12 protein-coding genes are annotated in these 13,028 nt (G+C 53.7%); all 12 read left to right on the forward strand.

Translation table 11 applies throughout. From position 1 onward, the window contains the following. The first annotated feature begins 47 nt into the window (after positions 1-47). Entirely contained in the window at positions 48-515 is a 468-nt protein-coding gene (locus tag B9L21_RS02350) for a MaoC/PaaZ C-terminal domain-containing protein (protein WP_063165040.1), read from the forward strand. A 227-nt stretch (positions 516-742) separates the two neighbouring features. Beyond that, positions 743-1,450, forward strand: a complete 708-nt coding sequence (locus B9L21_RS02355) for a response regulator transcription factor (protein WP_063165041.1) — start codon at positions 743-745, stop codon at positions 1,448-1,450. Next, on the forward strand, positions 1,443-3,194 hold the full coding sequence (gene pnpS, locus B9L21_RS02360) for a two-component system histidine kinase PnpS (protein ID WP_063165042.1): 1,752 nt from the start codon (positions 1,443-1,445) through the stop codon (positions 3,192-3,194). The genes B9L21_RS02355 and pnpS overlap by 8 nt, the downstream gene beginning before the upstream one ends. 64 nt (positions 3,195-3,258) lie before the next feature. Then, positions 3,259-5,895, forward strand: coding sequence for a DNA polymerase I (polA, locus tag B9L21_RS02365; RefSeq protein WP_063165043.1), 2,637 nt, complete (start codon positions 3,259-3,261; stop codon positions 5,893-5,895). Between the two features lie 220 nt (positions 5,896-6,115). Next, the gene (gene mutM, locus B9L21_RS02370; RefSeq protein WP_063165044.1) at positions 6,116-6,940 is read left to right on the forward strand and encodes a DNA-formamidopyrimidine glycosylase; all 825 of its coding nucleotides are present in this window, start codon (positions 6,116-6,118) and stop codon (positions 6,938-6,940) included. Positions 6,941-6,967: 27 nt separating this feature from the next. Beyond that, the gene (gene coaE / locus B9L21_RS02375) at positions 6,968-7,573 is read left to right on the forward strand and encodes a dephospho-CoA kinase (protein WP_063165045.1); all 606 of its coding nucleotides are present in this window, start codon (positions 6,968-6,970) and stop codon (positions 7,571-7,573) included. Between the two features lie 116 nt (positions 7,574-7,689). Continuing rightward, positions 7,690-8,718 carry a glyceraldehyde-3-phosphate dehydrogenase gene (locus B9L21_RS02380; protein WP_063165046.1) on the forward strand — a complete coding sequence of 343 codons (1,029 nt, stop codon included), beginning with the start codon at positions 7,690-7,692 and terminating at the stop codon, positions 8,716-8,718. Between the two features lie 402 nt (positions 8,719-9,120). Beyond that, positions 9,121-9,495 (forward strand): adenosylmethionine decarboxylase, encoded by a 375-nt coding sequence (gene speD, locus B9L21_RS02385; protein ID WP_020960856.1) that lies wholly within the window; start codon positions 9,121-9,123, stop codon positions 9,493-9,495. Between the two features lie 123 nt (positions 9,496-9,618). Next, positions 9,619-10,017: a hypothetical protein gene (locus B9L21_RS02390; RefSeq protein WP_063165047.1), complete on the forward strand. Its 399-nt coding sequence runs from the start codon at positions 9,619-9,621 to the stop codon at positions 10,015-10,017. A gap of 67 nt (positions 10,018-10,084) precedes the next feature. Further along, a complete protein-coding gene (gene nrdR, locus B9L21_RS02395; protein WP_063165048.1) occupies positions 10,085-10,546 on the forward strand; it encodes a transcriptional regulator NrdR in 462 nt (153 codons plus the stop codon). Between the two features lie 104 nt (positions 10,547-10,650). After that, positions 10,651-12,042, forward strand: a complete 1,392-nt coding sequence (locus B9L21_RS02400; RefSeq protein ID WP_063165049.1) for a replication initiation and membrane attachment family protein — start codon at positions 10,651-10,653, stop codon at positions 12,040-12,042. 11 nt (positions 12,043-12,053) lie between these two features. Next, positions 12,054-12,995 (forward strand): primosomal protein DnaI, encoded by a 942-nt coding sequence (gene dnaI / locus B9L21_RS02405; protein ID WP_063165050.1) that lies wholly within the window; start codon positions 12,054-12,056, stop codon positions 12,993-12,995. The last annotated feature ends 33 nt before the right edge of the window (positions 12,996-13,028 follow it).

Here is a 13,028-nt window from a genome sequence, read left to right on the forward strand (position 1 = left end):
TTTGCGCCTTCTCTTTGAAAGCGTTTTCTATACAAAGGGGTGGGAACGTGTTAAAAAAACGGAAGCTCGGGAGAACGATCGGGGAAATTCAACCGGGAGAAAAGCTTGTCTTCCAGGCGGCTATCGAAGATAAAGATTTGCTTCTTTATCTCGGGCTGACCGATGATGCGAATCCGCTTTACATTCAGCATGACTACGCCTCACAGACGCCGCTTGGGAAGCCGATCGTCCCGTCCGTCATGCTGACGGGGATGATCACGTCAGCCGTCTCCAAATATTTGCCGGGTCCAGGAAGCTACATTACGCGTCAAGATATTCGCTTTCTCCGCCCGGTCTACCATTATGAAACGCTCGAATTTTTGCTAGAAGTGACAGAGGTCGACGAGGCGGGCCACTGTGTCACATTGACCGTGGCGGCGACACGCGGTGAGGAGACGGTGCTTGACGGAACGCTGTCCGTCTGTCCGCCGCATGCGCTGCCGCGCTTTGACGGCCGCGTGTTAGAGAATTTTTGACAGAAAGAGAAAACGAGACTGCTCGGGACTGTTTTTCCAGGGCAGTCTCGTCCCTTGTTGACAAAACGATCGTTATCCTCTCCGAAAACGGCAAACAAAGGGTTAGAGGCTGTTCTTCGCGGGTAAGCCGACCGTCGAAAGAACAGCTTCTTTCATTTTTTGACGAGTTAAAGCACGAATTATGGTATGATAAAAACGGGAGATATTGGACGGAATGGAGGCGTAGCATGGGGAAGAAAATTTTAGTTGTCGATGATGAGCAGCCGATTGTGACGCTTTTGTCTTACAATTTGGAGAAAGCCGGTTTTCAAGTCGCCGTCGCCTACGACGGCGAAGAGGCGCTTGCCAAGGTGGCGTCTGAGCAGCCGGCGCTGATCATTTTGGACTTGATGCTGCCAAAGCTTGACGGTGTCGAAGTGTGCAAACAGCTCCGCCAGCAGCAAATCATGACGCCGATTTTAATGTTGACGGCGCGGGACGATGAATTTGACAAAGTGCTCGGCCTTGAGCTTGGCGCGGATGATTACATGACGAAACCGTTCAGCCCGCGCGAAGTCGTCGCGCGTGTGAAGGCGATTTTGCGCCGCACCGAGTTTGTCCCTGCGGTGGCCGAATCGGGCGAACGGATCGTCATCGGCGAGCTGGAGATTTTTCCGGAGCGATACGAAGCGGTGATCGGCGGCAAGCCGCTTGAGCTGACGCCAAAAGAATTTGAGCTGCTTCTTCACTTGGCGCGGCATAGAGGACGGGTGCTGACGCGCGATCAATTGCTCAGCGCGGTCTGGAACTACGACTTTGCCGGCGATACGCGCATTGTTGACGTCCATATCAGCCATTTGCGCGAGAAAATTGAGGAAGATACGAAAAAACCGGCGTACATTAAAACGGTGCGCGGCCTCGGCTACAAATTGGAGGAGCCGAAGCGGCATGAATAGCTTCCGCACCCGGCTTCTATTTTGGCTCGTAACGCTCATTGTCACCGTCTTGATCGCCCTTGGCCTTTTGCTCGGGCAAGTGCTCAAGGACTTTTACGCCGAGACGATGAACAAACGGATGGAAAAAGAAGCGAAAGCGCTCGCCATTTTGCTTGAAAATGAGCCGCTTGAGCAAATTCGCGCGGACTTGAAGGAAATGGGGGATGAGCTGTCGTCGCGCATCACGGTGCTCGATCGCCAAGAGCGGCTGCGGTTTGACAGCGGGCGCATCGCGGCGATCAGCGACGAAGACCACGAGCGCATCATCCGCACCATTTTGCACAAAAAGCAGTTTCCCCGCTTTTCGGTGATCGAGAAAGCGAACGACGTGTACTACTATATTGCGCCGTATGGGCGCGGCGGCGAGCGGGGCGGATATGTCATTTTAAGCACGCCGACGAGTTCGCTGAAAAAAGTGAACCAGCAAATTTGGGGCGTGCTCATCAGCAGCCTTGGCATGGCGCTCGTCGTTATCGTTGCTCTCGGCTGGAAGATCGCCAACCAATATATGAGGCCGATTGAGGCGGCGACCAAAGTGGCGTTTGAGCTCGAAAAAGGCAATTATGCCGCTCGGGTGCCTGATGGCGAATATAAAGAAGCCGGCATGCTTGTCCGCTCCATCAACCGGCTTGCCCGCAACTTGCAGGAAATGAGCCGGGCGCGGGAAATTCAAACCGACCGGCTCCATACGCTCATCGAAAACGTCGGCAGTGGCTTGTTGTTTATCGACCACCGCGGGCATATCCATTTGATCAACCGCGCATTCCAAACGTATTTTCATCTTGAGCCGTCCGCCTGTTTGTACCGTCCGTATGCCGATGTGCTGCCGCACCGCGACATTGTCAAGTTGATCGATGATATTTTTATCACCGAAACAGCGATGCGCCGGCACATGCGGTTGACGATCGGCATTGAACGGAAGCATTTCGACGTGTACGGCGCCCCGATTATCGGGACGAACGCGGAATGGAAAGGGATCGTCGCAGTGTTCCATGACATTACCGAATTGAAGCGGCTCGAGCAAATTCGCAAGGACTTTGTCGCTAACGTTTCCCACGAGCTGAAAACGCCGGTCACCTCCATTAAAGGGTTCGCCGAGACGCTGCTTGACGGGGCGATGAAAGACGAAGAGGCGCTAGAGCACTTTTTGACGATTATTTTAAAGGAAAGCGAGCGGCTGCAAACGCTCGTTGAAGAGCTGCTCGATTTGTCGAAAATTGAGCAGCACGGATTTCAGCTGCTGCTCGATGACGTTAACGTCGCCGAAGTGACGGCCGAGGCGGTGGCGGTGTTTCGTCAAAAGGCGGAGGAAAAACAAATCGACTTGCGCGCCGAAGCGCCGCCAGGGCTTGTCATCCGCGGCGACCGAAATCGGCTGAAGCAAATTTTGCTCAACTTGCTCGCAAACGCCATCGCTTATACGCCGGAACATGGGCAAGTGGCCGTCGAAGCGGAAGAAAACGAGCGGGAAGTGCTCATTCGGGTAAAAGATACGGGCATTGGCATTGAAGAGAAGGAAATCCCCCGCATTTTTGAGCGTTTTTACCGCGTTGACAAGGCGCGCAGCCGCGATTCCGGCGGAACGGGGCTAGGTCTTTCAATCGTCAAACATTTGGTGGAGGCTCATCACGGCCATATTACGGTAGCGAGCGAAGTCGGGCGCGGCACCGTGTTTACGATTCATTTTCCAAAGCCGGAGCGGTAGCCGGCTTGTTTTTTATGGCGGGCCGCCGGCATGGTACAATAGAACAAGGAGCGTTCGAGGAGGGATGAGATTGAAGAAAAAACTCGTTTTAATTGACGGCAACAGCGTGGCGTACCGCGCCTTTTTCGCCTTGCCGCTTTTGCATAACGACAAAGGCATTCATACGAATGCGGTTTACGGGTTTACGATGATGTTGAACAAAATTTTGGCCGAAGAACGGCCAACCCACTTGCTGGTGGCGTTTGACGCCGGAAAAACGACGTTTCGCCATGAAACGTTTCAAGAGTATAAAGGCGGGCGGCAGCAGACTCCCCCGGAACTGTCTGAGCAGTTTCCGCTGTTGCGTGAGCTGTTAAACGCGTACCGCATCCCCGCTTATGAACTCGATCGTTATGAAGCGGACGATATTATCGGGACGCTTGCCGCCCGCGCTGAGCAGGAAGGATTTGAAGTGAAAGTCATTTCCGGCGACCGCGATTTAACCCAGCTCGCCTCCCCTCATGTAACGGTCGATATTACGAAAAAAGGGATCACCGATATCGAGCCGTACACGCCGGAAACGGTCGAGGAGAAATACGGCTTGACTCCGGAGCAAATGGTCGATTTAAAAGGGCTGATGGGCGATAAGTCGGACAACATCCCTGGTGTTCCGGGCATCGGGGAAAAAACAGCGGTCAAGCTGCTGAAGCAGTTTGGCACGGTCGAAAACGTGCTCGCATCGATCGATGAGATCAAAGGGGAAAAGCTGAAAGAAAACTTGCGCCAGTACCGCGATTTGGCGCTCTTAAGCAAACAGCTGGCGGCCATTCGCCGCGACGCCCCGGTTGAGCTGTCGCTAGATGACATCATCTACGAAGGGCAAGACCGGGAAAAAGTGATCGCGTTATTTAAAGAGCTCGGGTTTCAGTCGTTTTTGGAAAAAATGGATGCGCCGACAGCCGAAGACGAGACGCCGCTTATGGAGATGGAGTTTGTCATCGCTGACGGCATCACTGACGAGATGCTGGCCGACAAGGCGGCGCTTGTCGTTGAGGTGATGGAAGAAAACTATCACGATGCCCCGATTGTCGGAATCGCGCTAGTGAACGAGCACGGGCGTTTTTTCCTGCGTGCGGAGATGGCGCTTGCGGATTCGCAATTTTTGGCCTGGCTTGCCGATGAGACAAAGAAAAAAAGCATGTTTGACGCCAAGCGGGCTGCAGTTGCCTTAAAGTGGAAAGGAATTGAACTGCGCGGCGTCGCCTTTGACTTATTGCTCGCTGCCTATTTGCTCAACCCGGCTCAAGATGCCGGCGATGTTGCTGCAGTGGCGAAAATGAAACAATATGAAGCGGTGCGGCCGGATGAAGCGGTCTATGGCAAAGGCGCCAAGCGGTCGCTGCCCGACGAGCCGACGCTTGCTGAGCATCTCGTCCGCAAAGCGGCGGCCATTTGGGCGCTGGAACGGCCGTTTCTGGACGAATTGCGAAGCAACGAGCAAGACGGGTTGTTAATCAAGCTCGAGCAGCCGCTGGCAACCATTTTGGCTGAAATGGAGTTCACTGGAATAAAAGTGGATACAAAGCGGCTTGAGCAGATGGGTTCCGAGCTCGCCGAGCAGCTGCGTGCCGTCGAGCAGCGCATTTATGAGCTGGCCGGTCAAGAGTTTAACATCAACTCGCCAAAACAGCTCGGGATCATTTTATTTGAAAAGCTGCAGCTGCCAGTGCTGAAGAAAACGAAAACGGGCTATTCGACCTCGGCCGATGTGCTTGAGAAGCTCGCGCCCCACCATGAAATCGTCGAAAACATTTTGCATTACCGCCAGCTTGGCAAGCTGCAGTCGACGTATATCGAAGGATTGTTGAAAGTTGTGCATCCGGATACAGGCAAAGTGCATACGATGTTCAACCAAGCGCTGACGCAAACCGGGCGGCTCAGCTCGGCTGAGCCGAACTTGCAAAACATCCCGATTCGGCTCGAAGAAGGGCGGAAAATCCGCCAGGCGTTCGTCCCGTCAGAGCCGGACTGGCTCATTTTCGCCGCCGATTACTCGCAAATCGAACTGCGCGTCCTCGCCCATATCGCCGATGACGACAATTTAATCGAAGCGTTCCGGCGCGATTTGGATATTCATACAAAAACGGCGATGGACATCTTCCATGTGAGCGAAGAGGAAGTCACGGCCACTATGCGCCGTCAGGCAAAGGCGGTGAATTTCGGCATCGTTTACGGCATCAGCGATTATGGGCTGGCGCAAAATTTGAACATTACGCGCAAAGAAGCCGCCGAATTTATTGAACGTTACTTCGCCAGCTTTCCGGGCGTGAAGCGGTATATGGAAACCATTGTGCAAGAAGCGAAACAGAAAGGATATGTAACGACGCTGTTGCACCGGCGCCGCTATTTGCCTGATATTACAAGCCGCAACTTCAACGTCCGCAGCTTTGCTGAGCGGACGGCGATGAACACGCCGATTCAAGGAAGCGCCGCTGACATTATTAAAAAGGCGATGATCGATTTAGCAGCGCGGCTGAAAGAAGAGCGGCTGCAGGCGCGCCTGTTGCTGCAAGTGCATGACGAGCTCATTTTGGAAGCGCCAAAAGAGGAAATGGAGCGGCTATGCCAGCTCGTTCCGGAGGTGATGGAGCAGGCGGTTGCGCTCCGCGTGCCGCTGAAAGTCGATTATCATTACGGCCCGACATGGTATGATGCCAAATGAGGTGTATGTGCCCGGGCGCCAACCGGTAATGCGTGCAGGCTGCTGCTAACCGAAAAAACTTCCCCTAGCCGCGGGCTGAGGCCAATATGGAAAGATGCCGAGTCGGCGTCAATCAAGAGAACCGTCCTTGCCCGATTCGGGACGCCGGCGGGCGGCAAGGAAGAAGCCGGCATGTTTGTGAGTGTACAGACAAACGAGCAAAAAGAAAGGAGGGGGCGTGATGCCGGAATTGCCGGAAGTGGAAACGATCCGCCGCACGCTGTTGCCGCTTGTTGTTGGCAAAACGATTGCAGATGTCGAAGTGTTTTGGCCGAACATCATCCGCCATCCGCAAGATCCGAAGGCGTTTGCCGCAAGGCTTGCCGGACAGGCGGTGCGCGGCATCGATCGGCGCGGGAAATTTTTGAAGTTTTTGCTTGACCGCGATATGCTCGTTTCCCATTTGCGCATGGAAGGGCGTTACACCGTCGCCGGCGCACATGAGCCGCTTGATCCGCATACGCACGTCGTGTTCCGCTTCACGGACGGCAGCGAACTCCGTTACCGCGATGTACGCAAGTTCGGAACGATGCATGTGTACGCGAAGGAGGAGGGCGACCGCCGGCCGCCGCTTGATCAATTGGGGCCGGAGCCGCTGTCCCCGGCGTTTTCCCCGTCCGTATTGGCGGAACGGGCTGCGAAAACGAAGCGGACCGTGAAAGCGTTGCTGCTTGACCAAACGGTCGTCGCTGGGTTTGGTAACATTTACGTTGATGAATCGCTGTTTCGCGCCGGCATTCTTCCCGAACGGTCGGCCGCTTCGCTGACGGACGAAGAAATTAAGCGGCTGCATGAACAGATGGTCGCAACGATCGGCGAGGCGGTCATGAAAGGGGGAAGTACGGTGCGAACGTACGCCAACACGCAAGGGGAAGCCGGCACGTTTCAGCATAGCTTGTTCGTCTACGGCCGCAAAGGGGAACCGTGCAAACGGTGCGGAACCCCGATTGAAAAAACGGTCGTCGCCGGCCGCGGTACGCACTATTGTCCGCACTGCCAACGGTAGGCGGCAAATAAAAAGGAGAGAAGTTCAATGGCATTAACGATCGGGTTGACCGGCGGAATCGCAAGCGGCAAAAGTACGGTCAGCGCCATGATGCGTGAACTCGGCCTTCCGGTCATTGACGCGGATGAGGCGGCGCGCGCTGTCGTCGAACCGGGAGAAGAGGCGTATCGGCAAATCGTCGCCGTCTTCGGTCCGGACGTTTTACAGGAGAACGGCGAGATCGACCGGGCAAAACTCGGGGCGATCGTCTTCAACAACGAACAAGAACGGAAAAAGCTGAACGCCATCGTCCATCCGGCTGTGCGCCGAAAAATGCTTGCGGAAAAAGAGAAGCTCGTCCGTTCCGGGGCCAAAACGGTCGTATTGGATATTCCGCTCTTATTTGAAAGCGGACTGACCGATTGGGTAGACAGGGTGCTTGTTGTTTACGTCGACGATGATGTCCAGCTTCGCCGCCTCATGGTGCGAAACGGCTTCACCGAGGAGGAAGCGCTCGCCCGCATCCGCGCCCAGTGGCCGCTCGAAGAAAAAGTGAAACGGGCCGATGCGGTCATTGACAATAACGGAACAATGGAAGAGACGCGCCGACAGCTATTGTCGATTTTACAACAATGGGACGCCTTGGAAAAATAGGCGTCTTTTTTGTTTCTTTTTTGCCATTTTGTTCTCCACATTCCCGAAAAATATGATATACTATTTGTATAGATATGAATAAATAGTATAACATATATGAGAGGAGAACAAGGTGAATGAAGGCGAAAGTGGCGATTAACGGATTCGGACGAATTGGACGGATGGTATTCCGGAGAGCCATCGATTCCCCTGATCTTGATATTGTGGCGGTCAATGCCAGCTATCCGCCCGAAACGTTAGCCCATTTAGTGAAATATGACTCGAACCACGGCAAGTTTGACGGGGATGTCGCCCCCTTAGAAGACGGCCTGCTTGTCAACGGCAAAAAAGTGAAGCTATTAAACTCGCGCGATCCGCAGCAGCTGCCGTGGAAAGAGCTTGATATCGATATCGTCATCGAAGCGACCGGCAAATTTAACGCTCGCGAAAAAGCGAGTCTCCACTTAGACGCCGGGGCGAAGCGCGTCATTTTGACCGCCCCGGGCAAAAATGAGGATGTGACGATCGTCGTTGGCGTCAACGAGCAGATGCTTGACATCGACCGCCATTTCATCATTTCGAACGCGTCGTGCACGACGAACTGCCTGGCGCCGGTTGTCAAAGTGCTTGACGAGGCATTCGGCATTGAAAACGGGCTGATGACGACCGTTCATGCCTATACGAACGACCAAAAAAATATTGACAACCCGCATAAAGATTTGCGCCGCGCCCGTTCATGCGCGCAATCGATCATCCCGACGACGACCGGGGCCGCAAAAGCGCTTGGCTTAGTGTTGCCGCATTTAAAAGGAAAGCTTCACGGCATGGCGCTGCGCGTCCCGACACCGAACGTCTCGCTTGTCGATTTGGTCGTCGACGTTAAGCGGGATGTGACGATTGATGAAGTGAACGAGGCGCTGCTTCGCGCGGCCAACGGTCCGTTGAAGGGCATTTTAGATTTTACGATGGAACCGCTTGTGTCGATTGATTTCAACACGAATCCGCATTCAGCGATCATTGACGGTTTGTCGACGATGGTCATCGACGGACGGAAGGTGAAAGTGCTCGCTTGGTACGATAACGAATGGGGCTATTCGTGCCGCGTTGTTGACTTGGCCCGTCTTGTCGCCGCCAAAATGAATGAGCGTCTGCACGTCAATGCGTAATGACTCCGCCGGCCATCCGCCGGCTTATTTCATCATCCCGAACCGGGAAAAGCCCCGCTTCTTGGCGTGACTGTAGGCAGGAGAGCGTACCGCGGCCAGTTGCCTGAAAGTGCACCGCAAGGCCCATCCGATCCGCTTTTGAAAGCGCCCCGGCCGACGTCGATCGGCTTGGGCGTTTTTTCCTTTTCTTATGTAAAAAAAATTAAAAAAGCCTGTTGCAAAAACCCCCTAAACAAAGTATACTATGTTTCGTGAACTTCTTAAGGGCAAAGGTAATGTGACTACTTAAAGGGTTAGGACCTCTTAGGACTAACTTTCCCCCGTGGTAGTTATACATGCCATTTTGCAAACGACAATCTGTTTTTTTATTTGAGAAAATTGGTTCAAAGGGGGATTCTTTGCATGGATACGATGGGTCGTCACGTTATCTCGGAACTTTGGGGATGCGACTTTGACAAACTGAATGATATCGATTTTATTGAAAAAACGTTCGTCGACGCCGCATTAAAGTCAGGGGCGGAAATTCGCGAAGTCGCGTTCCATAAATTCGCTCCACAAGGCGTAAGCGGAGTCGTCATTATTTCAGAATCGCATTTAACGATTCACACGTTCCCCGAACATGGCTATGCGAGCATTGATGTGTATACATGCGGCCATTTAGACCCGACGATTGCCGCTGACTACATCGCGGAAAAGCTCGGCGCGCAAACGCGGGAAACGATCGAACTTCCGCGCGGCATGCGTCCAATCGAAGTGAAAAAGGCGCACGCGCTGTAATTGGATAATGATAAACCGAAAGGAGCGTAAGCGGAACGCTCCTTTTTTTGCGCCCTCGGCGGTGCAACAGCGGTGAAAATCATGGTATGATGGAAGAAAAAGAACGACTAGGGAGACGTGGCTATGAGCGTGTGGAAAAAGTTGAAGTATGCGTTGACAAACCATTGCGAAACGCGGGAAACCCATGAAGACCCCGAGCTGCGAAGCCATTATTATAAGGCGACGAACCGCGCTGTCATCGATGCGGTCAAGGAGCTGCTCTCGTCGCTGCCCGGCGCCGAGCTCGTTTCTGTTTCCGAAGAGCGCGGCGAAATTTGTGCGCAAACAAAGCGCGGCAAAAAGTTGTTCATCGTCGCTACCGTCATTTCCGTGCGGCCGTTTGAAACGGCGGTCGATTTTTCCGTGACGACGGAGACGAAGCTGTTGCCGTTTGATTTCGGCCGCAGCCGGGCGGTGATCCTTGAGCTGTACCGGAAGCTTGATGCTCGCCTGCCATATATCGGCTCCGGGTTAAACAGCTAAGTATGGCTTGTCTGCTTCCCGCCATTCCGGTATGATAGAAAATAAGAAGACAAACGGAGTGAATGTTATGCGATGTCCGTCATGCCATCATCAAGGCACGCGCGTGCTTGATTCGCGTCCGGCCGAGGAAGGCCGTTCGATCCGCCGCCGGCGGGAGTGCGAACAATGCCATTACCGGTTTACGACGTTTGAGCGGATCGAGGAGCCGCCGCTCATTGTCGTGAAAAAAGAGGGAACGCGAGAGGAATTCAGCCGGGAAAAAATTTTGCGCGGCTTGATTAAAGCGTGCGAAAAACGGCCGGTGGCGCTCGAGGAACTGGAAAAAGTGACGCAAGAAATCGAGCGTGAGCTGCGCAACCAAGGTGTATCGGAAGTGAAAAGCGAAACGATCGGCGAAATGGTCATGGAGCGGCTGTCGCGCATCGATGAAGTGGCCTATGTGCGCTTCGCTTCCGTCTATCGGCAGTTTAAAGACATTAATGTGTTTATCGAAGAACTAAAAGAGCTGATTAAAAAAGGACAGCGGTAAAAGGGCTTTGGCGTTAGGCGGCAAGCCCTTTTTTCAACGGTTTTTCGGGCAGGAAAGGAGAGAGACGGGTTGAAACAACTACGGCGGAATGGAAGGTCGGGACGATGGAACACCATTGGAAAGAACTGATTGCCGTCGACCGGTACACGGTGCAAAGCCGCGGAATCGTGCATGATGTGGATCGGAAAGTGTTGACGATGCTCTATCAGCCGCTCATTGGCTATCGCGCGCTCGCGCTTTATATGACGCTTTGGGGGGAGCTTGAGCTGCTCGGCGGACGGGAAGCGACCCATCACCGGCTAATGGCGCTGATGCAATGCGGGCTGCCGGACATTTACAGCGAACGGCTGAAGCTTGAAGGAATCGGACTGTTGAATACATATGTCCGCGCTTTGGAAACGGAAGAGACGAAACAGTTTCTTTACGAGCTGCGTCCGCCGTTGGCGCCTGATCAGTTTTTCCGCGACGAAATGCTCAGTGTCTTTTTGTATCGGCAAGTCGGCCGCCATTTGTTTGCTCGACTGAACGAGTTTTTTGCCCGCCCCTCGGTCGACGAGACGAAGTTTACCCGGGTGACGCGCTCGTTTTCCGATGTTTTTTCATCCGTCCAAGCGGAGCAAATCGTCGCCGGTTTCGGCGAAGAAGCGAGACATGAACTCGAGCCGCCGGACGGGAAGGTGCACATCGGACGGGATGAGGCAGCGTATGCGCTCGATGACGGCGTGTTTGATTTTGATCTGTTTTTTGCCGGATTATCGAAACAGATGGTGCCGCGCCGGGCGGTGACGGCGAAAGTGAGAGAGGCGATCAAAAGGCTGGCCTTTTTATACGGCATTCCGCCGCTTGAAATGCAAAAAATCGTCCTTGGCGTCATCGATCCGGCGTACCATATCGATATTGATGCGCTGCGCCAGGCGGCGCGCGAATGGTATGAGCTTGAGCATGGGGGCGCCGCGCCGCGGCTTGTCGAACGGGTGCAGCCGCTCGCCCACCGGACGATGGAGAGCGTCGAACCGCGCACGAAGGAAGAGCTGTTAATGAAGCAGCTCGAAACGATTTCCCCGCGCCAGCTGCTGAAAGAAATTGCCGGCGGTGCGGAACCGTCGCTGGGCGATTTGCAGCTGATTGAAGACATTATGTTTCAGCAACAGCTCCTCCCCGGTGTCGTCAACGTATTGATTTATTACGTGATGCTGCGGACGAATATGAAACTATCAAAAAAATATGTCGAAAAAATTGCCAGCCATTGGGCGCGCAAAAAAGTGCGGACGGTCAAAGAAGCGATGGAGCTGGCCAAAGAGGAAGCAAAGACATACCAAAATTGGGCGAATGAGAAGGAAAAAGGAACACGGACTGTGCGCAAGGTTGTGCGTACAGAAATCGTTCCCGATTGGCTGAAGATGGATTACAGCCAACCGGACGACGACGACTTTGATGTGGAACAGGCGCGCAAAGAGCTTGAAGAACGGCTGAAAAAATATCGTGATGGATCGTAGGTGTAAAAGTGATGGAACGAGTAAACCACTTGTTGCAGCGGCTGCTTGGCAACCAAGGGTTTAAGCAGCGTTACGAACAAATGAGGCGCTATATTTTGACACATCCGGACGTGCAGCCGTTTTTGCGGGCGCACGAGCAGCGGCTGTCAGACGATATGGTTGACCGCAGTTTGATGAAGCTGTATGAATTTATCGAGCAAAGCCGGCACTGCCGCCAATGCCCGGGGCTTGAGCAATGCCCGAACATGCTGCCGGGGTACCACCCGAACTTGGTGATCGTCGGCGGGCGGATTGACACCGAGTATGACCGCTGTCCCAAAAAAGTGCAAGACGACGAGCGGAGGCAGCAGGAATCGCTGATTCAAAGCATGTTTGTCCCGCGGGAAATTTTAAACGCCTCACTGTCTGACCTTGACCTTAGCGATGACGGGCGGATTAAAGCGATCAAGTTCGCCGAGAAGTTTGTGACAGAATACAAACCGGGAAAAAAAATGAAAGGGTTATATTTGCACGGATCGTTTGGCGTCGGCAAAACGTATTTGCTTGGGGCGATCGCCAATGAGCTCGCCAAGCGAAACATTCCGTCGCTCATTGTCTATGTGCCGGAGCTGTTTCGTGAGCTGAAACATTCGCTTCAAGACCAGACGATGAACGAAAAGCTCGATTACGTGAAAAAAGTGCCTATTTTGATGCTCGATGATCTCGGCGCTGAGGCGATGTCAAGCTGGGTGCGCGACGATGTGCTCGGCCCGATTTTGCAATACCGGATGTTTGAAAACTTGCCGACCTTTTTTACGTCCAACTTTGATCTGCAGCAGCTTGCCCATCATTTAACGTATTCGCAGCGCGGCGAGGAGGAGAAGGTGAAGGCGGCGCGCATCATGGAACGGATTCGCTACTTGGCGTACCCGATTGAACTGACCGGGCCAAACCGCCGCGAGCAAAACGGCTAATCGACGCGCCGCATTCTCGCAACCCTTGTCCGC

Source organism: Geobacillus uzenensis (assembly GCF_002217665.1).
GTDB classification, from domain to species: domain Bacteria; phylum Bacillota; class Bacilli; order Bacillales; family Anoxybacillaceae; genus Geobacillus; species Geobacillus subterraneus.

Coding starts and splice junctions, on each gene's coding strand:
- B9L21_RS02355 (WP_063165041.1), top strand. CDS start 743: ATGGGGAAGAAAATTTTAGTTGTCGATGATGAGCAGCCGATTGTGACG.
- pnpS (WP_063165042.1), top strand. CDS start 1,443: ATGAATAGCTTCCGCACCCGGCTTCTATTTTGGCTCGTAACGCTCATT.
- polA (WP_063165043.1), top strand. CDS start 3,259: ATGAGATTGAAGAAAAAACTCGTTTTAATTGACGGCAACAGCGTGGCG.
- mutM (WP_063165044.1), top strand. CDS start 6,116: ATGCCGGAATTGCCGGAAGTGGAAACGATCCGCCGCACGCTGTTGCCG.
- coaE (WP_063165045.1), top strand. CDS start 6,968: ATGGCATTAACGATCGGGTTGACCGGCGGAATCGCAAGCGGCAAAAGT.
- B9L21_RS02380 (WP_063165046.1), top strand. CDS start 7,690: ATGAAGGCGAAAGTGGCGATTAACGGATTCGGACGAATTGGACGGATG.
- speD (WP_020960856.1), top strand. CDS start 9,121: ATGGATACGATGGGTCGTCACGTTATCTCGGAACTTTGGGGATGCGAC.
- B9L21_RS02390 (WP_063165047.1), top strand. CDS start 9,619: ATGAGCGTGTGGAAAAAGTTGAAGTATGCGTTGACAAACCATTGCGAA.
- nrdR (WP_063165048.1), top strand. CDS start 10,085: ATGCGATGTCCGTCATGCCATCATCAAGGCACGCGCGTGCTTGATTCG.
- B9L21_RS02400 (WP_063165049.1), top strand. CDS start 10,651: ATGGAACACCATTGGAAAGAACTGATTGCCGTCGACCGGTACACGGTG.
- dnaI (WP_063165050.1), top strand. CDS start 12,054: ATGGAACGAGTAAACCACTTGTTGCAGCGGCTGCTTGGCAACCAAGGG.